The sequence below is a fragment of the Sphingomonas arabinosi genome, from assembly GCF_036663715.1.
GTDB lineage: Bacteria > Pseudomonadota > Alphaproteobacteria > Sphingomonadales > Sphingomonadaceae > Sphingomonas.
The window spans coordinates 219379-243191 of the sequence record NZ_JAXOJN010000006.1 but is presented as its reverse complement, the minus strand read 5'-3'; the positions used below and the strand labels follow the sequence as shown (position 1 = coordinate 243191).

20 protein-coding genes are annotated in these 23813 nt (G+C 66.3%); 12 read left to right on the top strand and 8 right to left on the bottom strand.

Annotated elements, in window-relative coordinates; genetic code table 11:
• Positions 1-76: 76 nt before the first annotated feature.
• Both prfB and U1708_RS12355 read left to right on the top strand, forming a co-directional pair.
• Positions 77-1204: a peptide chain release factor 2 gene (prfB, locus tag U1708_RS12360; protein ID WP_060526781.1), complete on the top strand. Its 1128-nt coding sequence runs from the start codon at positions 77-79 to the stop codon at positions 1202-1204.
• Positions 1205-1227: 23 nt separating this feature from the next.
• Positions 1228-1938 carry a class I SAM-dependent methyltransferase gene (locus U1708_RS12355; RefSeq protein WP_332746229.1) on the top strand — a complete coding sequence of 237 codons (711 nt, stop codon included), beginning with the start codon at positions 1228-1230 and terminating at the stop codon, positions 1936-1938.
• A gap of 140 nt (positions 1939-2078) precedes the next feature.
• Here the strand turns inward: U1708_RS12355 and U1708_RS12350 are convergent, their stop codons facing one another.
• Positions 2079-2471 carry a JAB domain-containing protein gene (locus U1708_RS12350; RefSeq protein WP_332746110.1) on the bottom strand — a complete coding sequence of 131 codons (393 nt, stop codon included), beginning with the start codon at positions 2469-2471 and terminating at the stop codon, positions 2079-2081.
• Between the two features lie 85 nt (positions 2472-2556).
• On the opposite strand from U1708_RS12350, the gene U1708_RS12345 reads away from it, so the two are divergent.
• The 7 genes from U1708_RS12345 (at position 2557) to U1708_RS12315 (ending at position 9829) form a co-directional block, all read left to right on the top strand.
• Positions 2557-3351 (top strand): thymidylate synthase, encoded by a 795-nt coding sequence (locus U1708_RS12345; RefSeq protein ID WP_332746108.1) that lies wholly within the window; start codon positions 2557-2559, stop codon positions 3349-3351.
• Positions 3352-3430: 79 nt separating this feature from the next.
• Positions 3431-3949: a hemerythrin domain-containing protein gene (locus U1708_RS12340; RefSeq protein WP_307089065.1), complete on the top strand. Its 519-nt coding sequence runs from the start codon at positions 3431-3433 to the stop codon at positions 3947-3949.
• 208 nt (positions 3950-4157) lie between these two features.
• Positions 4158-4619 carry a dihydrofolate reductase gene (locus tag U1708_RS12335; RefSeq protein ID WP_332746228.1) on the top strand — a complete coding sequence of 154 codons (462 nt, stop codon included), beginning with the start codon at positions 4158-4160 and terminating at the stop codon, positions 4617-4619.
• A gap of 160 nt (positions 4620-4779) precedes the next feature.
• Positions 4780-5703 carry a bifunctional riboflavin kinase/FAD synthetase gene (locus U1708_RS12330; RefSeq protein ID WP_332746105.1) on the top strand — a complete coding sequence of 308 codons (924 nt, stop codon included), beginning with the start codon at positions 4780-4782 and terminating at the stop codon, positions 5701-5703.
• 251 nt (positions 5704-5954) lie between these two features.
• On the top strand, positions 5955-8927 hold the full coding sequence (locus tag U1708_RS12325) for an isoleucine--tRNA ligase (RefSeq protein WP_332746103.1): 2973 nt from the start codon (positions 5955-5957) through the stop codon (positions 8925-8927).
• A complete protein-coding gene (gene lspA, locus U1708_RS12320) occupies positions 8920-9423 on the top strand; it encodes a signal peptidase II (RefSeq protein WP_332746101.1) in 504 nt (167 codons plus the stop codon). The genes U1708_RS12325 and lspA overlap by 8 nt, the downstream gene beginning before the upstream one ends.
• The gene (locus U1708_RS12315) at positions 9416-9829 is read left to right on the top strand and encodes a DUF3035 domain-containing protein (protein WP_307089059.1); all 414 of its coding nucleotides are present in this window, start codon (positions 9416-9418) and stop codon (positions 9827-9829) included. Before lspA ends, U1708_RS12315 begins: the two co-directional genes overlap by 8 nt.
• A 243-nt stretch (positions 9830-10072) precedes the next feature.
• Here the strand turns inward: U1708_RS12315 and U1708_RS12310 are convergent, their stop codons facing one another.
• The 5 genes from U1708_RS12310 to U1708_RS12290 form a co-directional block, all read right to left on the bottom strand.
• Positions 10073-10924 (bottom strand): TorF family putative porin, encoded by an 852-nt coding sequence (locus U1708_RS12310; RefSeq protein WP_332746097.1) that lies wholly within the window; start codon positions 10922-10924, stop codon positions 10073-10075.
• Between the two features lie 241 nt (positions 10925-11165).
• Entirely contained in the window at positions 11166-11855 is a 690-nt protein-coding gene (locus U1708_RS12305; RefSeq protein ID WP_332746095.1) for a type 1 glutamine amidotransferase domain-containing protein, read from the bottom strand.
• 112 nt (positions 11856-11967) lie between these two features.
• Positions 11968-13164: a cystathionine beta-lyase gene (gene metC, locus U1708_RS12300; RefSeq protein WP_332746093.1), complete on the bottom strand. Its 1197-nt coding sequence runs from the start codon at positions 13162-13164 to the stop codon at positions 11968-11970.
• Positions 13161-13991: a 3-mercaptopyruvate sulfurtransferase gene (gene sseA / locus U1708_RS12295; RefSeq protein WP_332746091.1), complete on the bottom strand. Its 831-nt coding sequence runs from the start codon at positions 13989-13991 to the stop codon at positions 13161-13163. The genes metC and sseA overlap by 4 nt, the downstream gene beginning before the upstream one ends.
• Positions 13992-14015: 24 nt before the next feature.
• Entirely contained in the window at positions 14016-15572 is a 1557-nt protein-coding gene (locus U1708_RS12290) for a cryptochrome/photolyase family protein (RefSeq protein WP_332746089.1), read from the bottom strand.
• A gap of 20 nt (positions 15573-15592) precedes the next feature.
• Between U1708_RS12290 and queF the strand changes: the two genes are divergently transcribed.
• The 3 genes from queF (at position 15593) to U1708_RS12275 (ending at position 19828) form a co-directional block, all read left to right on the top strand.
• On the top strand, positions 15593-16051 hold the full coding sequence (gene queF, locus U1708_RS12285) for a preQ(1) synthase (RefSeq protein WP_056411723.1): 459 nt from the start codon (positions 15593-15595) through the stop codon (positions 16049-16051).
• 158 nt (positions 16052-16209) lie between these two features.
• Positions 16210-18480 carry a glycosyltransferase family 4 protein gene (locus U1708_RS12280; protein ID WP_332746083.1) on the top strand — a complete coding sequence of 757 codons (2271 nt, stop codon included), beginning with the start codon at positions 16210-16212 and terminating at the stop codon, positions 18478-18480.
• 64 nt (positions 18481-18544) lie between these two features.
• Complete coding sequence (locus tag U1708_RS12275) at positions 18545-19828, top strand: glycoside hydrolase family 130 protein (RefSeq protein ID WP_332746082.1); 1284 nt, start codon at positions 18545-18547, stop codon at positions 19826-19828.
• Positions 19829-20148: 320 nt separating this feature from the next.
• On the opposite strand, the gene U1708_RS12270 is transcribed toward U1708_RS12275, so the two are convergent.
• Entirely contained in the window at positions 20149-22122 is a 1974-nt protein-coding gene (locus U1708_RS12270) for an OPT family oligopeptide transporter (RefSeq protein ID WP_332746080.1), read from the bottom strand.
• 405 nt (positions 22123-22527) lie between these two features.
• Positions 22528-23769: an N-acetylmuramoyl-L-alanine amidase gene (locus tag U1708_RS12265; RefSeq protein WP_332746077.1), complete on the bottom strand. Its 1242-nt coding sequence runs from the start codon at positions 23767-23769 to the stop codon at positions 22528-22530.
• Between the last annotated feature and the right edge of the window lie 44 nt (positions 23770-23813).

Here is a 23813-nt window from a genome sequence, read left to right as displayed (position 1 = left end):
CCCGCCGGAGACCCGACCCGTTCGCGGGACGGCGATCCCGGCGTCCGCCGGGAAGACGGAATTTTTGGAGAATATCATGCGCGCCGAAGCGCAGGCTCACGTAGACACCATCAACGACGCGCTGGCGCTGCTGCGCCGCTTCCTCGACTGGGACCGCGCGCTGCGTCGTCTCGACGAGCTGAACGCGCGCGTCGAGGATCAGGCGCTCTGGTCCGATCCCAAGGCCGCGCAGGAGGTGATGCGCGAGCGTCGTCGTCTCGACGAGGCGATCAGCGCGACGCGTGCGATCCAGAGCGAACTGTCGGACACGGCCGAGCTGATCGAGATGGCCGAGGCCGAGGGCGATACCGCGATGGAGGCGGACGGCGTCGCCGCGCTCGCCGAACTCGCCGCGCGTGCCGACCGGGACAAGATCAAGGCGCTGCTCGCGGGCGAGGCGGACGCCAACGACACCTATATCGAGGTCAACGCCGGCGCCGGCGGGACCGAGAGCCAGGACTGGGCGGGCATGCTCAGCCGGATGTATTCGCGCTGGGGCGAGCGCCACGGGCTGAAGGTCGAGCTGGTCGACCAGCATTCGGGCGAGCAGGCAGGGATCAAGTCCGCCACGCTGCTGCTGAAGGGCGAGAACGCCTATGGCTACGCCAAGACCGAGAGCGGCGTGCACCGGCTCGTGCGGATCAGCCCGTACGACTCGGCGGCACGGCGGCATACGTCGTTCGCGAGCGTATGGGTGTACCCGGTCGTCGACGACAATATCGAGGTCGAATACAACGAGAGCGACCTGCGCATCGACACATACCGCGCGTCGGGCGCCGGCGGGCAGCACATCAACACGACCGACTCGGCGGTGCGCATCACGCACATCCCGACCGGTATCGTCGTGCAATGCCAGAACCAGCGGTCGCAGCACAAGAACAAGGCCGAGGCATACAACCAGCTCCGCGCGCGTCTGTACGAGCGCGAACTCGCGATCCGCGAGACCGCGGCGAACGCCGAGAATGCTGGCAAGACCGATATCGGCTGGGGTCACCAGATCCGCTCCTACGTGCTTCAGCCGTATCAGATGGTGAAGGATTTGCGCACCGGCGTCGTCTCGACCAGCCCGTCCGACGTGCTCGACGGCGACCTCGAAATGTTCATGGCGGCGGCGCTGTCGCAGCGCGTGACGGGCGAGGCGGTCGAAGTGGAGGACGTCGATTGACGCTCAAGGGTGCCCTTGCCCTGATGCTGGCGCCGGTGTTCCTGCTCCCATTATTCGCATTGGGCGCGTGTGACGGGACCAAGCCGCTGATCAAGCGCGAGCCGAAGGAACCGGTGTTCCCCGCCGCCGACCGTCCGGTCGCGTCGATCGTGTCGTCGCGCTGGTCGAACGAAGAGGCCCGCGACCGACTGAACGAAGCCGGCGAGGTGATGAACAAGGCCGAGATCCGCAAGGGCATGACGGTCGCTGATATCGGCGCGGGCGAGGGATATTATACGATCCGCATGGCCGCACGCGTCGGCAAGGAGGGCCGCGTGCTGGCCGAGGACATTGTCGCGAGCGTCCGCGACACACTGGCGGAACGCGTCGCGCGCGAGGATCTGGCGAACGTCAGCGTGAAGCTGGGCGAGGCTAACGATCCCAAGCTGCCCGAGGCGAGCTTCGACCGCGTGCTGATGGTCCACATGTATCACGAAATCGAGCAGCCATACGAGTTCCTGTGGCGGTTGCGGCCGTCGTTGAAGCCGGACGGGCTGGTGGTGGTGGTCGATGCGAACCGCCGGACGCAGGACCACGGCACGCCGCCGGCACTGTTGAAGTGCGAGTTCGCGGCGGTAGGGTACACGCAGGTGGACATGGACGACATGCCGTCGGCGGGTGGCTATCTGGCCACGTTCCGCGCAACGGGGCCGCGGCCGGCTCCGGAAGCGATCCGGGCGTGTCGGTTGAAGTGAGAGAAGTTAGTTGCACCACCCCGGCGAAGGCCGGGGCCCAATTGGAGAGGTCGCAGTAACGGCTTCCTGCGCGTAGTTGGCAACGTCCCCCAATTGGGCCCCGGCCTCCGCCGGGGTGGTGCAAGCGGGGGAAGCATTCTTCACACCACCCCCATCGCCCGCAGGCTCGTCACCTCGTCCCCCGCGATCACCAGATGATCCAGCAGCACCACCTCCAACGTCCGCAACCCCGCCGCCAGCGCCCGCGTGAACGCCACATCGCGCGCACTCGGCGTCGGATCCCCGCTCGGGTGGTTATGCGCCATCACCACGCCCACCGCCCCGAACCCCAGCGCATCCACCGCGACCGTCCGGATCGAGATCGCCACCTGATCCCGCCCCCCGACGACATGCCGCATCCCGAGAAGCCTCCGATTCGGATCAAGATACGCGACTGCCACCGTCTCGACCGTGGCATCACGCAAGCCAGCGAACAGCGCGCGTGCCGCATCGAGGTCGGCGATACGTGGGGAAAGCTCGGGCAGCGGCGGCACATACCCGCCTGCCCCGCGGCACGCACCGCCGCACGCGCAACTACATCCGCTTGAGCCCGCCCGCGCACCCGACTACGCACGCACGATGCGCCAATATCTAGACCTCATGGACCGCGTGCTCTCGACTGGCATCGAGACGATGGACCGCACCGGCACCGGCACGCTCAGCGTCTTCGGCGCGCAAATGCGCTTCGACCTCGCGCAGGGCTTCCCCGTCCTGACCACCAAGAAGCTCCACCTCCGCTCGATCATCGTCGAGCTGCTATGGTTCCTGCGCGGCGACACCAATGTCCGCTGGCTGCAGGACCGAAAAGTCGCGATCTGGGACGAGTGGGCGGACGAGACCGGCGATCTTGGCCCGGTCTACGGCAAGCAATGGCGCGACTGGGTCGCAGCGGACGGCCGTCACATCGACCAGATCGCCGAGCTGATCGAGCAGATCAAGGCCAACCCCGCCTCGCGCCGCCAGATCGTCAGCGCCTGGAACCCCGGCGACCTGCACGCGATGGCGCTCGCCCCGTGCCACTGCCTGTTCCAGACGCACGTCGCCAACGGCAAGCTCTCGCTCCAGCTCTACCAGCGCTCGGGCGACATCTTCCTCGGCGTGCCGTTCAACATCGCCAGCTATGCGCTGCTCACGCACATCCTCGCGCAGCAATGCGGGCTAGAGGTCGGCGAGTTCATCTGGACCGGCGGCGATTGCCACCTCTATTCGAACCATCTGGAGCAGGCACAACTGCAACTGACGCGCTCGCCGGGACCTCTCCCCCGCCTCGAGATCGTCCGGAAGCCGGACTCGATCGATGCGTACGAATATGAGGATTTCGTCCTCCACGATTACGTCGCGCAGGCACACATCAAGGCGCCGGTCGCGGTCTGAACAGAGAGCGACCCCTCGGCAGCGCCGCGCGACCGAATCGCAATAGGAACCGCCCGTGCGCTGTGCGGTTCAGACGCGCATGGACATTACCCAACTCATTCTCGACGAACATGCGCAGCAGCGTACCCTCTTCGCGCAGATCGATTCGATCGACGCCAAGGACACCGAGGCACTGTCCGCGCTGTGGACCCGCCTCAAGAACCTGCTCGACGCGCACGCCGAGGCGGAAGAACGCTTCTTCTACCCGCGGCTGATGAAGATCGGCACCGGCGGCAATGACGCCGACTCCGCCGCCGAAGAGACCGAGGACGCGATCGAGGATCACAATGACATCCGCGAGACGGGCGAAGCGGTCGACAAGCACCCGGTCGGGTCCGACGCGTGGTTCGAGGCGGTCGGCGAGTGCAACAAGGCGAACAGCGATCACCTCGCCGAGGAAGAACGCCAGGGCCTGACCGACTTCCGCAAGCATGCGACGCTGGAGGAGCGGCACGAGCTCGGCGTGCGGTTCGCGGCATTCGAGGCGAATCATCTGAACGGGGTGAAGGTCGTCGAGAAGGACCCCGAGGCGTATGTGAAGGAACACGCGCCGGGGTGATTCCCGCTGCTTACCTACGCCCCTAACTTACTTACCACCCCGGCGAAGGCCGGGGCCCAATTGGGGAACGTCGCTGATTGGCGTTGCGTGACGTTACCCTGGCCTTGCCAATTGGGCCCCGGCCTTCGCCGGGGTGGAGTTAGCGGCATGGCTGCTGGCTGAAACGGGAGAGTAGCTCCCCGCCCCCCAATCCGGCATGACCACCGCCATGATCACCTTCTACCTCGCCCGCGCCAGCAACGGCGTCATCGGCCGCGACGGCCACCTCCCCTGGCGCATCCCCGCAGACCTCAAGCGCTTCAAGGCGCTGACGATGGGCAAGCCGATGGTGATGGGGCGCAAGACCTTCGAAAGCTTCCCGAGCCCCCTCCCCGGCCGCCGCCACATCGTTCTCACCCGCGGCGACTGGACGGCGGCGGGTGCGGAGGTCGCGCATTCGGTCGAGGAGGCACTGGCAATGGCGGGCAACGATGTCGCCGTGATCGGTGGCGCGCAGATCTACGCGCAGATGCTCCCCCGCGCGGATCGGATAGAACTGACCGAAGTCCACGCCGAACCCGAAGGCGACGCCACCCTCCCTGCCTTCGACGGCTGGCAAGAGATCGCCCGCGAGGATCACCCAGCCGAGGGTGAACGCCCCGCCTACAGCTTCGTCACTCTGACACGCTGACTTCCCCCCTCCCTGAAAGGGAGGGGCCGGGGGTGGGTCGGCCAGTTTGTGCCATCGGCGTCTGGCGCTTGCGCCCTAACCCCTCCCTTCCAGGAAGGAGAACACGTCGTATCCAGTGACACCTAGCGCCACCCTTCCCGCCCCCCTATAGCCCGCCCCCATGCAGCGGCTCGACGGCGGCGCGCCCATTCCTTCGCATCTCGCGAACGGGATCGTCGCGCTGGGCAATTTCGATGGATTTCACCTCGGTCACCAGGCGGTGGTCGCGCGCGCGATCGCCTGGGCCAAGGCCGAGGGTCGCCCAGCGCTGGTCGCGACGTTCGATCCGCATCCGGTCCGCCATTTCCGCCCCGCCACCGCGCCGTTCCGCCTCACCACGCTGGACCAACGCGAGCGGCTGTTCGCCGACGCCGGCGCCGATGCGATGGTGGTGTTCCACTTCGACGGCGATCTCGCCGCGCTGACCGCCGAGCAGTTCATCGCCGACCGCCTGGAGCGCAACCTGCGCGTCGGCGGCGTGGTGACCGGCGAGGACTTCACCTTCGGCCACGCCAAAAGCGGCACCGTCCACACGCTCGCCTCACGCGGCCCCTCGCACGGGTTTCGCGCGGAGACGGTCGGCGCGGTCGCGCTGAACGGGGAGACGGTGTCCTCCACGCGCATCCGCGACGCGCTGCGCACCGGCGACATGGCGACCGCCACGCGCCTGCTCACGCGGCCGTTCGCGATCGAGGGCGACGTTCAGCACGGCGACAAGCTCGGCCGCACGATCGGCTATCCGACCGCCAATATCGACATGGGCAACTATCTGCGCCCTGCGTACGGGATCTACGCGGTGACCGGGCGCCTGGAAGACGGGCGCGTGCTGAAGGGCGCCGCGAACCTCGGCATCCGCCCGAGCTTCGATCCGCCCAAGGAACTGCTGGAGCCGTATTTCTTCGACTTCGCGGAAGATCTGTACGGCCGCCGTGTTGAGGTCTCGCTGATCGAATATCTCCGCCCCGAAGCCAAGTTCGACAGCCTCGAAGCCCTGACGACCCAGATGGACGCCGACTGCGCGCGGGCAAGAGAGATACTGGCGTAAAACCCCTCTCCCTTAGGGGAGAGGGAGGGGCTCGCGCGAAGCGTGGGAGGGTGAGGGCACGCGGACCCGGCGATCCTGCGCTGACTTCCCCCCTCCCTGAAAGGGAGGGGTCGGGGGTGGGTAGGCCGGTTGGCTGATGTCGTCCCCGCCTCAAGCCAACCCACCCCCAGCCCCTCCCTTCCAGGGAGGGGAGCAAGAGCGGGACGGGGGATGGCAACGCGCGCCCCTCTCGGCTACAGCCCGCCCCACTTATGACCGATACTCCTGCGCCCGCCCGCGATTACCGCGACACCGTCTTCCTGCCGAAGACCGACTTCCCGATGAAGGCGGGCCTCGCCGCCAAGGAGCCGGCGATCCTCGAGCGCTGGGCCAAGCTCGGCATCTATGACCGGTTGCGCGAACAGCGGCTCGGGCGCGAGCGGTTCATCCTGCATGACGGGCCGCCCTATGCGAACGGCGACATCCACATGGGCCACGCGATGAACAAGGTCCTGAAGGACATCATCGTCCGCTCGCAGTCGCTGATGGGCAAGGACGCGCCCTACGTCCCCGGCTGGGACTGCCACGGCCTGCCGATCGAGTGGAAGGTCGAGGAAGCGTATCGCGCGAAGAAGCTCAACAAGGACGACGTCCCCGTCGCGCAGTTCCGCGCCGAATGCCGCGCCTATGCCGAGAAATGGGTGGCCGTGCAGAAGGCCGAGTTCGAGCGGCTTGGCGTGATGGGCGACTGGGCCGATCCGTACCTGACGATGAAATATGAAGCGGAAGCCACCATTGTTGGCGAGCTGCTCAAGTTCGCCGAGAGCGGCCAGCTATACCGCGGCGCCAAGCCCGTGATGTGGTCGCCGGTCGAAAAGACCGCGCTCGCCGAGGCCGAGGTCGAGTATGAGGACATCGTCTCGACGCAGATCGACGTCGCATTCGAGATCGTGGACGCGCCGAACGCGCCGGATTTGGTCGGCGCGCATGCGGTGATCTGGACGACGACGCCGTGGACGATCCCGGTGAACCAGGCGTTGAGCTATGGGCCTGAGATCGAGTATGTTCTGGTCGCGGACGGCGATCGTCGTTTCTTGGTCGCAGAGGCGCTGATCGACAGCTTTTTTGCCCGTACCGCCCGTCATCCCGGCGGAAGCCGGGACCCACTTACCAACGACGGAGACCGCGGCGAGGTGGGCCCCGGCGTCCGCCGGGGTGACGGAGCGGAGGGTGGCGCTGTAATCCTTTGGCGCGGGAAGGGTTCCGACCTCGCCGATGCAACCGCACGACACCCGATGCACGCACTCGGCGGGTTCTTCGCAAAGCCGCGCCCGTTCCTCCCCGGCGAGTTCGTCACGACCGACGCGGGCACCGGCCTCGTCCACATGTCGCCGGATCACGGCGAGGACGATTTCGAACTCTGCAAGCAATACGGCATCGACCCGGTCTTCGCGGTCGACGGCGCGGGGATGTACCGCGCCGACTGGGCGTGGCGCGGGGGTGAGGGCAGCGTCATCAACAAGAAGTTCGTGAGCGCGGACGGCCCGATCTGCACCGACCTGCGCGAGATCGGCGCGTTGCTGGCGGCGAGCGACGACTTCAAGCACAGCTATCCGCATTCGTGGCGCTCGAAGGCCAAGGTGATCTTCCGCGCGACCCCGCAATGGTTCATCCCGATGGACTCTTCTTCTTCCCCCCTCCTGCAAGCGGGAGGGGCCGGGGGTGGGCACGCGCTCTCGACCGGTGCTGACGGGGATGGCGCGAGCCCACCCCCCAGCCCCCTCCCGCAAGCGGGCGGGGGAGCAGAAAGTGGCAACGGAGCAACCCTCCGCGAGATCGCGCTCGACGCGATCGCCGCCACCACCTGGATCCCCGCGCGCTCTGAAAACCGGATCACGTCGATGGTCCAGGGCCGCCCCGACTGGGTCATCTCGCGCCAGCGCGCCTGGGGTGTCCCCATCGCGCTGTTCGTAAACCGCGCCACCGGCCAGTACCTCAACGACCCCGCCGTCAACGCCCGCATCGTCCAAGCCTTCCGCGAGAACGGCGCGGACGCGTGGTACTCGGACGGCCACCAGGCGCTGCTCGGCCCCGACTACGACCTCGCCGACTATGAGGTCGTAAAGGACATCCTCGACGTCTGGTTCGACTCCGGCTGCACGCACGTCTTCACCGTCGAGGCACGCTACGGCGAAGGCACGCGCGCGAACCTGTATCTCGAAGGCTCGGACCAGCATCGCGGCTGGTTCCAGTCGTCGCTGCTCGAAAGCTGCGGCACGCGCGGTCGCGCACCCTATGACGCGGTCCTCACCCACGGCTTCGCGCTCGACGGCCAGGGCCGGAAGATGTCGAAGTCGCTCGGCAACGTCGTCGATCCGCTCAAGATCATCGGCGAGTCCGGCGCGGACATTCTCCGCATGTGGGTCGCCTCGACCGACTATTTCGACGACGTGAAGATCGGCAAGGAGGTGCTCGCCACCGCCTCCGACGCGTATCGGAAACTACGCAACACGTTCCGCTACATGCTCGGCGCACTCGAAGGCTTCGAGGAGTCGGAGCGCGTCGCAGTGTCCGACATGCCCGAGCTGGAGCGCTACGTGCTCCACCGCTTGCGGATGATCGACACCGAATTGCGCCAGGCGGCCGAAGCCTACGAGTTCAACCGCTACACGCGCCTGCTGACCGACTTCGCGAACGAGGACCTGTCCGCGTTCTTCTTCGATATCCGCAAGGACTCGCTCTATTGCGACGCGGGCGACGACATCAAGCGCCGGTCGTACCGCACCGTCCTCGACGTGCTTTTCCACGCGCTCGTCCGCTACGCCGCACCGGTGCTCTGCTTCACCGCCGAGGAAGTATGGCAGTCGCGCTTCCCGAGCGACGACAGCTCGGTCCACTATCTCGAATGGCCGGCACTGCCGTCGCTCGATGCCGACGACGTGGTCGGCAGCAAATGGCATGAAATCCGCCAATTGCGCGTCGCCGTCACCGAAGCGATCGAACCCTTGCGCCGCGAGAAGACAGTGCGTTCCAGCCTCGAGGCCGAAATCACCGTGCCGTCGATGCTGCTCGACGCGGACGCACTGGCCGAGGCGTTCATCGTCGCCAAGGTCACGCCGGGCGACGCGGTCACCGTGACGCGCACCGACTTCCACAAATGTGGCCGCTGCTGGCGTCACCTCCCCGAGGTGACGGTCGATGGCGACCTCTGCAATCGGTGCGAAGAGGTGGTGGCGCATGCGTAACCTGCCAAAGGCCGGGTTCGGCGCGGCGATCGCGCTGTTCCTTGCCGACCAGCTTAGCAAATGGGCGGTGACCAAGCCGCTCGGGATCGACTCGCTCGGCGATGCGCAGACGATCACCACGTTCTTCGACCTGCGCTTCGTCCCCAACATCGGCATCTCGCTCGGGCTGCTGCCCGCCGACGGGCACCTCACTCGCTGGGCGCTGGTGCTGCTGACCGGCGCGATCGCGATCGGCGTCGCGGTGTGGATGACGCGCGAGAAGAACCCCGCGGATCAGGTCGCGCTCGGCTTCGTGCTCGGCGGTGCCGTCGGCAATATCCTCGACCGGATCCGCCTCGGTTACGTGGTCGATTTCGCCGACCTGCATATCGGCGAGTGGCGTCCGTTTTTGGTCTTCAATGTCGCCGATGCAGCGATTACTGTCGGCGTGCTCGTCCTGCTTGTTCGGGCGCTCCTCGTGCGCGAGAAGCCCCCTGTGGAGAATTCCCATGCGTAAGTTCGTACCCCTGGCCGCCGGCCTCACTTGCGTCGCGCTGCTCTCGGGCTGCGGGGCAGGCCGAAGCCTCGATCGCGCGCGCCCGGACGAGTTCGCGGTCGCGCGCCAGGCACCGCTGGTGATCCCGCCCGACTTCGCACTGGTCCCGCCGCAGCCGGGTGCAGCCCGCCCGCAGGATACCGCCGCCAACGCCCAGACGCTCGACGCACTGTTTGGCGGCGCTGCGCCGCGTAGCGCCGCCGAGACCGGTGTCGTCAACGATGCCGGCGCGGACAACGACGATCCCGGCATCCGGTCCAACGTTGGCGATCCCGACACGACGGTCGTCGACAAGGGCTCGACGACGCGCGACATCGTCGCCGCCCCAGAGGGCGACGGCCAGGACGCACGCACCACCGCGAACTGATCGCGGTTCGGCCGACGAAAAAAGGGCGGCTCCTCGCGGGGCCGCCTTTTTTCGTGTCCGACGATCTCGTTCCACCGCCGCCGCCCCACTCCGATCGAAAAACTTCGGGCCGCGGCAGTACGCCCTTCCTTGTTCTCCCGCGAAGGCGGGAACCCCGACTGGATCCCCGCCTTCGCGGGGAAACAAGCTTGTGGGTCTGAGATGGGGCGCGGGAAGTTTGTCGCGCCCCTCTCTTTAGGGCGTTCAGAACGCCGCGGTCAGCGACACCAGCACCTTGCCGTTGGCGATCGAGCCATTCCCGTCCTGCCCCCGGCTGAAGCTAGGCTGCAAATACGCGGACTCGCCCTTGCCGATGTCGGTATCCACATACGCCACGCCCAGCGTCAGCGGCGTGCTCGGGATCACGTAGTCCGCCCCGAACAGCCAGTCCCAATATTCGCCGGTCGGCGACACGCTGGTCGCGAACGGGCCGAGGCCTTTGTTACCGTTCGAATAGCCCACATGCGCCTTCACGGTCAGTCCGGTATTGGGAACGCCGCTGCTGACATCGCCCCACAGATACAGGTTCGAATCCTTGGCGTTCACGCGGTCGTAGACACCAGCCGCCGCCGATGCGCCGTTCGAGTACCACGGACCCAGCGCCTGCTGCTTCGGCGCGTAGGCTACGCCGGCGGTCAGTGCGACCGGGCCGGCGGTGCCAGACAGCTTGGCATAGGGCTCGATGAAGTCGGTGTTGTCGAAGCCGCTCGGGTACATGTACCAGGTCGCGCCGACGTCGAGCACGCCGCCGCCGACCGGGACCTTGTAGCCCGCGATCAGGTCGAGCTCCATGTTCGCGCCGCCGAACGTGCCCCAGCCCGCGAGGTTGGAGCCCCAGGTGCCGATATACAGCCCGCTCTTGTGCGTGATCGTGATGCCGCCCTGGACGGCGAGGTTCTCGTCCGACTGCGACACGCCGCGGAAGCGATAGTCGCTGACGAGCCCGACGGCGCCGCTGACGGTGACCTCCTTTGGAGGCGCGGTGTCGTCCTGCGCGAACGCGGGGGCGGCAATGGCGAGCGAGAGGCCGCCAAGAAGGATAGTGGAAAAGCGCATCGTTTCCCTTTCGAAACCGGAAGTCGATGTCCGCCCTGCAATCGCGGACGTCGCATCTCTCGAAGTTTGCCTCGGAGCGCGATCTTTCCTGCGATGACGCGTATGTGACAGCGCGTGGTGCGCCGCACAAGGTAATATTGCGCAATATTCGGCTTGCGCATAACGTATGTTGCGCCGTTGCCACAGTATTGATGCCGCCATTGATGGCGCCGACCGTAGCTATCCGGCCGGCGCCTATGGGTCAGCGCTTGGCTTCACCCAGCAACTTGACCAGTTCCACGGCTGCGGGGCCCGACGACGCGGGGTTCTGACCGGTGATCAGCAGGCCGTCGCGCAGCACGTACACGCCCCAGTCGTCGGTCTTCGAATACACCCCGCCGCTCTCCTTGAGCATGTCCTCGACCAGGAAGGGAACGACGTCGGTCAGGCCGACCGCGGCCTCTTCGGTGTTGGTGAAGCCCGTGACCGTCTTGCCGGCGACGATCGGGCTGCCATCGGGCGCCTTCACGTGACGCAATACGCCTGGCGCGTGACAGACCGTGGCGACCGGCTTGCCGGCGGCGATCGCCTGCTCGATCAGCGCGATCGAGGTCGCATCCTCGGCAAGATCCCACAACGGGCCGTGGCCGCCTGGATAGAAGACCGCGTCGAAATCGGCGATCGCGACGCTGTCCAGCCGGTGCGTATTCGCGAGCAGCGCCTGTGCCTCTGCATCGGCCTCGAACCGGCGCGTATCGTCGGTCTTCGCGCTTTCGTCCGCGCTCTTCGGATCGAGCGGCGGTTGGCCACCCTTTGGCGAGACGAGCGTCAACGCGGCGCCGGCATTCTTCACGACGTAATAGGGCGCGGCGAGTTCCTCCAGCCAGAAGCCGGTCTTCGCACCCGTATCGCCGAGCTGGTCATGCGAGGTCAGCACTATCAGAATCTTCATTGCAGTCTCCATCGGGCCGGCGTTCGTCGGCGGCCGGTAGATGGGGGCGATGGCGCCGATTACCATCGACGCGCGCCCAGTCGGTCGATGACCGCGTCCCGCCCCGTCTTGATTATCCGCGCACCGCGACGAACGCGGCGAGCCCGGCTTCGAGGTCGGCGATCAGGTCTGCGGGGTCTTCCAGGCCGATCTGGAGGCGGACCATCGGGCCTGCCGCGTCGCGCTTGGTGACGCTGCGGTGGCGTTGCGGGTCGGCGGGGATGGCGAGGCTTTCGAAACCGCCCCAGCTATAGCCGATGCCGAACAGTTGCAGCGTGTCGATCAGCGCGGCGCGCGATGCTTCGTCCCCGCCGTTGAGGACGAACGAGAACAGGCCGCTCGAGCCCTTGAAGTCGCGGACGAACAGGTCGTGGCCGGGGCAGTCGGGAAGCGCAGGGTGGAGAACCTGCGCGACTTCGGGGCGCGATTGCAGCCACTTGGCGATGGTCAGCGCGCTCGACTGGTGTTGCGCAAGACGGACCGCCATCGTGCGCAGGCCGCGGCTGCCTAGCCAGCAATCGTCGGGGCTGGCGACTTGGCCAAGCTGGAAACTCGTCTCGCGCAGTTTCTTGAAATGGCCCGGGCCGGCGGTGACCGAGCCGAGCATCACGTCCGAATGGCCGACGACGTACTTCGTGCCGGCGAGGATCGTGAGGTCGACGCCGCGCTCGATCGCGGGGAAGAACAGCGGGGTGGCCCAGGTGTTGTCGAGCAGCGTCGTCACGCCCCTGGCCTTCGCCGCGGCGACGATCGCGGGAACGTCCTGCACCTCGAAGCTTAGCGATCCGGGGCTTTCCATGAAGATCGCCCGCGTATTCTCGCCGATCAGGTCGGCGATGCCCGCGCCGATCATCGGGTCGTAATAGCGCGTGGTGATGCCGAACCGCTTGAGCAGCCCGCCTGCCATGCCCCGCGTCGGATCATAGGCGCTGTCGACCAGCAGCAGTTCGTCACCCGGCGAGAGAACGGACAGCAACGCCGCCGCGATAGCCGCGACGCCCGAGCAATAGAGGAAGGTCCCCTCCGCGCCCGGCTCCAGCGAGGTCAGCGCATCGGCGAGGCTCCACTGCGTCGGCGTGCCCTTGCGTCCGTAGAACAGCCGGTGATGCGTATCGCTTCTCGCGCTCTCACGGAGATGGCCGACCGAATCGTAGAGGATCGTGGAGGCACGCCAGACCGGCGGGCTGACGATGCCTTGCGTCCACTCCTTGCGGCGGCCGGCGAGGACGACCTTGGTCGCATCGCCGACCGGCTTGTTCGTGTCGCTCATGCCGTGCCTGTCGCCTTGGGTGTCTCGGGATCGCCGCCCCATTCGGACCAGCTGCCGTCGTACAGCGCCGCATCGTTGCCGAGCAGGTGCGCGCCGAACGCGAGCACCGACGCGGTGATGCCCGAGCCGCAGGTCATCACGACTGGTTTTGCCAAGTCGATGCCCGCCTTGTCGAACTCAGCCTTCAGCGCGTCGCCCGTCTTCCACGTGCCGTCCGCATTGAACACCGCACCCTGCGGCAGGTTCTTCGAGCCCGGAATATGGCCCGGCGTCGTCCCCGGCCGCGGGTCTTCCTCCGCACCCGTGAAGCGCGCAGCCGATCGCGCGTCGAGCACCTGCTCCGCACCGCTTTCAACGTTCGCCTTCATCTGATCGAGATCACGCACGCCCTTCAGGTCCGCCCAGGTCGTGAAATGGCCATGCCGCAGCGTCTCCTTGCCCGACGCCATATCACGCCCCTCGGCCTGCCACTTCGCCAGCCCTCCATCGAGGATCGCGACACTGTGCGCGCCGAACAGCCGCAGCATCCACCATGCTCGCGCCGACGTGTGCCAGGGCGAGCTGTCGTACAGGACGATCCGGCTGCCATCGCCGAGCCCCAGCGCCTGCATCCGGCTCGCGAACTTCTCCGCAGAGGGCAGCATGTTCGGAAGGTCGCTGTCGGTATCGCGAAGTTCGCTCAAGTTCATGAACACAGCGCCGGGAATGTGCGCCGCCTCATACTCCGCCGCCGCATCGCGACCCTCGGCGTAGGTCGCGTCGACGATCCTGAGATCACTCGCGCCCAGTTCGTTTGCCAGCCATTCGGTGCTTACCAACGCGTCCATATGCGGCTCCTTGTGCTCGTGAGGTCAGTAGCCAGCGGGGCCGCTCGCGTCGAGGGAGGCGAGGAACCCCGCCGCCTGCGCACGCGTCGCCTCGCGGTCCGCCTCCGACTGTTTCGCCCAGTTGCGATACGGCATCGCCAGCCGGTTGTTGCGCCCCAGCTTGTCCTCGTGCCGCGCGAGGAAATCCCAGTACAGCGCATTGAACGGGCACGCATCGGGCCCGATCCGCTGCTTCACGTTATACCGGCATTGCCCGCAATAATCGGACATCCGGTCGATATACGCGCCCGATGAGATATACGGCTTCGATCCGAGCAGCCCGCCATCGCCGAACTGGCTCATTCCCAGCGTGTTGGGCAGTTCGACCCATTCATACGCGTCGACATACACCTCCAGATACCATTGGTGCACCTTCGCCGGGTCCGCGCCGATCAGTAGCGCGAAATTGCCCGTCACCATCAGCCGCTGGATGTGGTGCGCGTGCGCGGTCTCCAGCGTCTGGCCGATCGCCTCGCGCAGGCAGTGCATGTCGGTCTCGCCGGTCCAGTACCAGCCGGGGAGCTCGCGGTGGTGGTCGAGGAAGTTGCGCTCGACGTAATCCGGCCCCTCACGCCAGTAGATCCCGCGCATGTATTCGCGCCAGCCGATGATCTGGCGGATATACCCCTCGGCCGCGTTCAGCGGCGCGCGACCGGCACGATATTCCGCCTCCGCACGCCGGCACAGGTCGAGCGGATCGAGCAGCCCCGAATTGATGTACGGCGACAGGATCGAGTGCCAGAGATGCCGCTCGCCGGTGAGCATCGCATCTTCGTAATCGCCGAACTGCGGCAGCGCGTGGCGGAAGAAGTTTACCGCCTGCCGCTCGGCATCCTCTGCGGTCACGGCGTACTCGAACCCGTCGAGGCTCCCCGGATGCTCGGCGAACCGCTCGGCCACCATCGCCAGCACGTCCTTGGTAATCGCATCCGGCTTAAACACCAGCGGACGCGGCATCAGCAGATCGTTCTTGGCGGGTTTCCGGTTCTCCTTGTCGAAGTTCCAGCGGTCGCCCTCGGGCTTGCCGTCGGTCATCAACAGCCCGGTCCGCGTCCGCATCTGGCGATAGAACCACTCCATCGTCAGCGTCTTCCGCTCGGCGGCCCATGTCTCGAACTCCGCATGGCTGGCGAGAAAGCGGTCGTCGCTGCGGATCTCGACGGGAATGCCGAACAGCGTCTCCCAGCTTTCGAGCATCGCCATCACCCGCCACTCGCCGCCCTCGGTGACGACGATCCGTTCGGGGTCATGCCGCTCGACCGCGCGCGCGATCTCGCCGGTGAAGCTGCCCGCATTGTCGGGGTCGTCGAGCCGGGTGTATTCGACCGTCCACCCAGCCTCGCGCAACGCCTCCGCATGGTGCCGCATCGCCGACAGGATATACGCGATCTTGCGCTTGTGATGCCGGACATAGGTCGTTTCCTCGGCGACTTCCATCATCAGCACGATCGTCGTTTTCGGATCGCAGTCCCGCAGCGAGGCGATGTCGATCGTAAGCTGGTCGCCGAGGATCGGTACGAGTGTGGTTTTCTTGCGCGTCATCGCATCCTACATGGCGGCCTATGACCGCTCCCCAGAACCCATTGCATCTCGGCCAGAACAGCGCCCTCCCCGCCTCTCCAGAAGAGGCCGTGCTCGATTATGTTCCGAACCCGCGCCCGGGCCGGACGTATCTCGTGCGGTTCGCGGCGCCCGAGTTCACGTCGCTGTGTCCGGTCACCGGCCAGCCCGACTTCGCCCACCTTGTCATCGACTATGTGCCGGGCGAGACGATCGTCGAATCCAAGTCGCTGAAGCTGTTCCTGAGCAGCTTCCGCAACCATGCCGGGTTCCACGAGGACTGCACCGTCGGCATCGGCGAGCGCCTGTTCGACGAGATGAAACCGGTGTGGCTGCGCATCGGCGGCTATTGGTATCCGCGCGGTGGAATCCCGATCGATGTGTTCTGGCAGTCGAGTGCACCGCCGCAAGACCTGTGGCTGCCCGACCAGGGAGTCGCCTCCTATCGTGGCCGCGGATGAGGGCCTGGAATGAGGAAGCAAAATATCGTTTTGATTTAGATTGATATTTTCTCCGTGCTGCACTGCAGTATGTAATGAAACTTTATGCTACCTGAACCGTTGAATTGAATGCGCGACCGGGCTCTCCCAGAAGTGCGCGCTCAAACGAGGGACAGGGTATGGTGAAACCGGCGGACGGTGGGAATATCGCGCGACTTGCGCTGATCGGTAACTTTCTGCCGAGGCAGTGTGGGATAGCCACTTTCACGACCGACGTTTTCACGGCCATGCGCGCGCGCTTTCCCGAGATCGCCGTCGACGTCTACGCGATGGACGATCATCCCGGCAAATATGACTACCCCGCCGAAGTCATCGGCACGATCCCCGAGACCGACCTGTCGGCTTACATCAATACCGCGCGGAAGATCGAGGCCAGCGGCGCGCAGGCGATCTGGCTCCAGCACGAATACGGCATCTTTGGCGGGCCGGCCGGCGAGCACATCCTCGCGCTGCTCGACCGCACCACACTGCCCGTCATCGTCACGCTGCACACGATCCTCGAAAAGCCCAACGCCGACGAGCGTCGCGTGCTCGAGGGCCTGCTGCGTCGCGCCGCCCGCGTGATCGTCATGGCCGAGCGTGGCCGCGACATCCTCCAGCGCGTCTACGGCGCCAATTCGCGCCAGATCGTCATGATTCCGCACGGCGTGCCCGATCGCGACCTGCTCGATCCCGCGACGCTGAAGGACAAGTTCGGCTGGGAAGGCCGCAAGGTCATGCTGACGTTCGGCCTGCTCGCCCCCAACAAGGGGATCGAGACGGTCATCAACGCGCTGCCCGCGGTAATCGCGAAGCATCCCGACCTGCTCTACGTTGTGCTCGGCGCGACGCACCCGAACCTAGTCGCGTACGAGGGCGAGAAGTACCGCGACAAGCTGAAGGCACTCGCTGCCGAGAAGGGCGTCGCCGACAACGTATCGTTCGTCGACGCCTTCCTCGAACATGGCGAGCTGCTCGACTATCTGCAGGCGGCCGACGTCTATGTGACGCCGTACACCAACCCCGCGCAGATCACGTCGGGCACGCTCAGCTACGCGATCGGCGTCGGCAAGCCCGTCATCTCGACGCCGTACGTCCATGCGACCGAGATCCTCGCCGACGGCCACGGCGTGCTCGTGCCCTTCGGCGACGTCGACGCGTTCGCGCGCGAGATCGATGCGTTGATGTCGAACGACCGTGATCGCAACCGTCTGGCCGAGCGCGCCTATGCGCGTGGCCGCACGATGATCTGGCCGAAGCTCGCCGAGGCGATGATGACGGAGATCCGTGCGATCGTGGCGGCGCGCCCTTTTCGCCTCGCCAAGGTGCCAGCCCCGCTAAAGCAGCTGACACCTGATTTCGCCGCGGTCGAGCGGATGAGCGATTCGACCGGCATGCTCCAGCATTCGATCTATTCGATTCCCGATCGTCGCCACGGCTATTGCATCGACGATAACTGCCGCGCGCTGATGTTGATGAGCGCGATGCCCGGTCTCGACGACGTCACCCGCGACAAGTGGATGACGATCTACGCCTCGTTCGTGCAATATGCCTGGAACCCGGACACGCGCCGCTTCCGCAACTTCATGAACTTCGATCGCACCTGGTGCGAGGATTCGGGCTCGGAAGATTCGAACGGCCGCACGCTCTGGTCGCTCGGCGTTACCGCACGCGATGCGCAGGCCGCCAAGCACCGCGACTGGGCGACCGCGATGTTCGACTCGACCGCGTCGATGGCGCTCGAACTCGGCTCGTTGCGCGCGCAGGCGTTCGCGATGCTCGGTGCGGCGGCGATGCTGGAGGCCAAGCCCGGTCACCAGCTGTCGCTCTCGATCCTAGAAGCCTTCCCCAAGGTGCATCTCGACCTGCTCGCCAAGGCACGCCGTCCCGAATGGCAGTGGTTCGAGATCGTCCTCGCCTACGACAACACGCGCCTCCCGCAGGCGCTGATCCGCGCAGGCCAGGCGCTCGGCCGACAGGACCTGATCGATTGCGGTCTCAACACGCTGGACTGGATCGTCGCCAAGCAGACCTCGCCGGAGGGCCGCTTCCGCGCGGTCGGGTCGGAGAGCTTCAACCGCCCCTATGCCGAGCCGTTGCAGTTCGACCAGCAGCCGTTGGAGGCGCAGGCGACCGTCGATGCGTGCGCCGCAGCGTTTGACGCGACCGGCGACGTCCGCTGGCGTGACGAGGCGTTGCGCGCCTATGGCTGGTTCCTCGGCGTCAACGACCTCGACCTGCCGCTTGCCAGCGTCGCGGATGGCGGCTGCTACGACGGTTTGATGCCCAACGGACTCAACCGAAACCAGGGCGCCGAGTCGATTTTGGCGCTTCAACTCGCAAGTTGTGCCATTTCAGGGGTATCAAAGGCAGCGCAAAGCGTGGCAGGAGCGGCGCGCGTCGTCGCCTAGCCACGCTAGTGACAGCCTGACAGGCGACGGTGCGCTGAGTGGAACGACGCGGGGCACTGCTACGATGGATCTGTTCAACCACCAGCTGCGGCTGCACGCGGACCCTTCGCGTGTCGTCGTGCGGCCGTTCCATATCGCCTGGGGCGGTCATGGCGGCGCACCGAGCCGCACCGAGCGGCTCGTCGGCGAAGTGCTGGAAATGTCGTCCGCACAGGCGCGCGCGCAGCTCGAGGTCGTGCTGAAGGATTTCGAGGCGCGTCACTGGCAGACGCGACGCGTGTTCATGACGCGCTACGACCAGATTGAGGACATGCTGGGCTTGAACGGCGCGGAGATCGGCGACGAGAAGCGCCAGCTGATCGGCGCGTATTTCTGCCACGAATACAGCTATGCCGCCGCCGCGCTGATGAACCCGAGCGCGGTGCCGCATTTCGACCAGTCGGGCATGCCGCCAGGCTCGATGCGCATCCTGATGAGCTTGCGCGCGGTCGGCGAGGGTCACATCTCGTCCGTCGCCTTCCGCGAGGGCATCATCACCTGCGAAAACCAGATGAAGCTCGCGCCCGAGCCCCCGTTCGCGACCGCGACCGACGCGGTCGGCAGCGGCGAGGACGAGATGCCGATCGGCCCCGTCACCGTCTATCGCCACCGCGACAGCACGCTGAGCGGCACGGTGATCTTCCCGATCACGCAGGCACAGTCGAAGGGCCTCGAGGATCTGCGCATCGTCCGGTTCCAGCACGAGAACGGCGAATACGAATGGATCGGCACCTACACCGCCTATAACGGCTCGGTGATCCAGTCCGAACTGATGCGCACCCGCGATTTCCGCGCGTTCGATCTGGTGCCGATGACCGGCCCCGCCGCGCGCAACAAGGGCATGGCCTTGTTCCCGCGGAAAGTGAACGGCCAGTACATGATGATCGGCCGGCAGGACGGCGAGAACCTGTTCCTGCTCAAGTCCGACACGCTGACCGACTGGGACGATGGCGAGAAGATCCTGACGCCCGAATATCCGTGGGAGCTGGTGCAGATCGGCAATTGCGGTCCGCCGATCGAGCTCGACGAGGGCTGGCTGCTGCTGACCCACGGCGTCGGTGCGATGCGCAAATACTCGATCGGCGCGGTGCTGCTCGACAAGGACGATCCGTCGAAGGTGCTCGGCCGGACGAAGCAGCCGATCCTGGCCGCGAAGGACCAGGACCGCGAGGGGTATGTGCCGAACGTGGTCTACAGCTGCGGCGCGTTGAAGCACGGCGATACGATCTTCATGCCGTACGGGATCGCCGACAGCTCAGTGGGCTTCGCGTTCGTGCCGATCAAGGACATGCTTGCCGCGATGATGTGAAGGGGGGGCGTGGGTTTGGATCACGTCCCTATCCCCATACCTCACCACCACCCCGGCGAAGGCCGGGGCCCAATTGGGGGACGCAGATAACGGCGGACTGCGCTCCGTCACGCCCACCTTTCCAATTGGCCCCCGGCCTCCGCCGGGGTGGTGCATTAGAACCGAGCGCACCTCCCGCTTCTTGTTCTCCCGCGAAGGCGGGAGCCCAGTCTGGAGCCCCGCCTTCGCGAGAAAACAAACTCACCTACCCCCTTTCCCCTCGGGGAGAGGGAAGGGGCCCGCCCGGCACTTGCCGGGTGGGAAGGGTGAGGGCACGCGCCCTACCGAGAAGCCGCCACAGTCCGCCGGTACATGACCCACGTCAGCACCCCGAACAGCACAGTCCCGCCAATCAGCGCCACGCTCGCAAACCCGTCTCCGACCAACGCCAGGGGGGTCTCCTTATTGGTGAGGTACACGATCCCCGCAAAGCCAACGCCCCACAACGACTCCCCGACGATCATGCCGGTAGCCGTCAGCACCCCCATCCGCTTGGCAAGTTCAGGATCCCGAGCCCGGTCCGCCCAGCGATCATACGCAAATCCAACCACAGCCCCGATCGTAACCGGCAACGTCACCGACATCGGCAGATACACCCCGAGCCCGACCCCCAGAGGCGGCAACCGCAGCTTCCCCGCCTTGCCCAGCAACTCGTCGGCCAGGATCACGAAAACGCCCGTCAGCGCCCCATAGCCGATCATCGCCCAGTTCAGATTGCCCCCCAGCACGCCCTTCGCCAGTGCCGAGATCAACGCAGCCTGAGGCGCCGCCAACGCATTAGGCCCCGCCCCCGGCGCCCCCGCGAACCCGAGCGTGCTCCCGAGCAAGTTGAGCACCGGCGGCACCACGATCGACCCGAACACCACGCCGATCAGCAACGCGACCTGCTGCTTCCACGGCGTCGCGCCGACCAGTTGGCCGGTCTTCAGATCCTGAAGGTTGTCGTTCGAGATCGTCGCGATCCCGAACACGATGCCCGTCACGATCAGCCCGTACGCAACCAACGCCTGCGTCGTCCCCGGCTCGACCGCACGGCCGAACCACGACACCAGCAGGATCGACGCGGCGAGGATGGCGAGGATGCCGATTCCCGACACCGGCGAGTTCGACGCGCCGATCAGCCCCGCCATATACCCGCAGACCGCCGCGATCACGAGGCCGATGACGAGAATGAACAGAAGGCTGCCCGCGATCAGCCCGATCGCCGAAGCCTCCAGCGGCCCGCCCTGCAACACGGTCCAGAGCAGGATGCCGATCGGCACCAGCATCGCGAGCGACGCGATCCCGACGATCCCGATCGGAATGTCACGCTCCTCGAGCGCCAGCACGACGCCGCCCCGCTTGGCCGCCGAAGCCGCCAATGCCGAACGCACCCCGCCGACGACGGGCCCGGCGATCTTGAGCAACGTCCAGATCGCCGCAACGCCGATCACGCCCGCGCCGAAGAACCGCACGTCCGAGCGAAACACCGTGGTCGCGATCACTTCCGCGGTCCCGGTCACGCTCCCGCCCGAAGTCAGGATCGGCAGCAATATCCACCACCCGATCACCACGCCCGCGAACATCGCCATGCCGACCGAGATACCGACCAGATGCCCCGCGCCCAGCAACGCGAACGACAGTCCGCCCGAGATCCCGGTCGCACCCGCGCCCACGCGAAACCACGTCGCGGCCTCGGCGGCGACCAGCTTGGTCTGCGTCAGGATCGCGAACCCCGCCGATACGATGGCGTTGACGACGATGATGCCGAGCCCGCGCGCGCTCTCCTCGCCGCCTTCGCGACTGCCCGCGCCGACCTTCAGAACCTCTGCGGCCGCGCGGCCTTCCGGATAAGGCAGCACCGTATCGACGACGAGCGCGCGACGCAGCGGCACCGAGAACAGCACGCCCAGCACGCCGCCGAACATCGTGATCGCCGCGGTGGTGAAGAACGGAAAGCCCTGCCACCAGCCGATCATCACCAGCCCCGGCAGCACGAAGATGATCGCCGCCAGCGTGCCCGCCGCGGACGCGATCGTCTGGACGATGTTGTTCTCGAGGATCGTCGAATCCTTGAACGCCCGCAGCACCGCCATCGAGATCACCGCCGCCGGGATCGAGGTCGCGAACGTCAGCCCGATCTTGAGGCCGAGGTAGACGTTGGCCGCGGTGAACAGCAGCGTGATGATCCCGCCGAGCACGATCCCGCGGAAGGTAAGCTCGCGCATGCCGGTTTCGGGGCCCGTGTCGGGTACGCCCCGCGTCGCGTCGGTCATCTGGTCAGCCTCAAAGCAATTTGGGCGACTTGTGGCATGATGCGCAGCCAGTGGAAACTGCAACTCCCGCTACGAGCTTGTTCTCCCGCGAAGGCGGGAGTCCAGTCTGGGCTCCCGCCTTCGCGGGAGAACAAGGAGGAATGAGCCATCCCCACCTCCGTCATGCCCGAGCGAGGCGAAGCTTACTCCCGTCGAGCAAGCACCCCCCCGGCGAAGGCCGGGGCCCAATTAGGAGACGGAGGTAATGACGGACAGTCCCTAATTATATCGACCTGTCCACTTGGACCGCGGCCTTCGCCAAGGGAGGGGCTTGCCGGCGGGGATATGACCAAACCAGCCCGGAATGACGGAGTGATGCAGCAGTATTCCTCAAAAAACCTGCGAACTCACCAACGCCACTCAACCCTACCGCGCCGCCATCCGCCGCGCGAAATGCACCTCAACCGCCCGCGTCACGCTCTCCGCGATCCGGTGCCGCCCCTCTTCGCTATTCAGAAACGCCGCGTCCTGGGGGTTCGAGATATACCCCGTCTCGAACAGGATCGACGGCATGTCCGGCGCCTTCAGCACCATCAGCGACGCCATCCGGTGAAAGTTCGCCTTCAACGGCATCAAGGGTTTCGCCTCGCGCCCGAGCAGCCGCGCGAACGTCGCCGAGGCGTTCATCGTCTCGCGCTGCGTCAGGTCGATCAGGATCGACGACACGTCCGCCGGCGCCTCCCCGAGATTGACGCCCGAGATCACGTCCGCCTTGTTCTCGCGCGCCGCCAGCCGCGCCGCTTCCTTGTCCGAAGCCACCTCCGACAGCGTATAAGCAGTCGCGCCCGTCGCATTCACCGAACCCGTGCTGTCGCAGTGGATCGAGATGAACAGATCGCCCTTCAGCCGCCGCGCAACCCCATATCGCTCGCGCAGGATCAGATAGCGGTCGTCGTTCCGCGTCAGCGCCACGCGCACGCGCCCCGATGCCAGCAATTCGTCGCGGATGGCTTTCGCGACCTTCAGCGTCACGTCCTTCTCGCGCAGTCCGTTGGGCCCGATCGCACCCGGATCGACGCCGCCATGTCCCGCATCGATCACCACCAGCGGCCGCGTGTCGTCACCCTGCACGCGCGGCAGCTTCATGCCCCGCGCCTTGGGCGGCACTGGCACCGACACCTTGTATTTGGGCCGCGACGCCGCACCGAAGGTGAACGGGAAGAAGTTCAGCGGCCCCGCGATCCCGGCCTGCGCGAACTGATCGTAATCGACTGTGCGCAACGCCAGCGTCAGCTGGCGTCCATCGGAATCGAACCCGCCGTCGGTGACGATCGCCGGCTCGGCCAGATCGAACACCATTCGCATCCCCGAACGCCCGCTGCGCATCTGCGTAACGCCGGTCACCAGCCCGCGTGCGGTCACGGCGCGGCCAGGCGTCGCGCCGGTCACGTCGACCGCGATCTGCCGCGGCCCGGTCAGCACGCGGCTGGCGGCATCGCCCACCGCCTCGTCGAAGCGGATGACGATCCGCCCGTCCCTGATCGCGACGCTCTGCACGGTCGCCGCCCAGGCGGGGACGCTTGCCAGCCAGCCGGCGATGAGGGCGATTACCGTCAACACCCCGCGCCCTTGCCGTGCGGACTTGCCGCCGGTCCAGCAAAAACCCATGCTACACCCCTTTGATCGATACATCCGATCGCTGCGAGCGAACG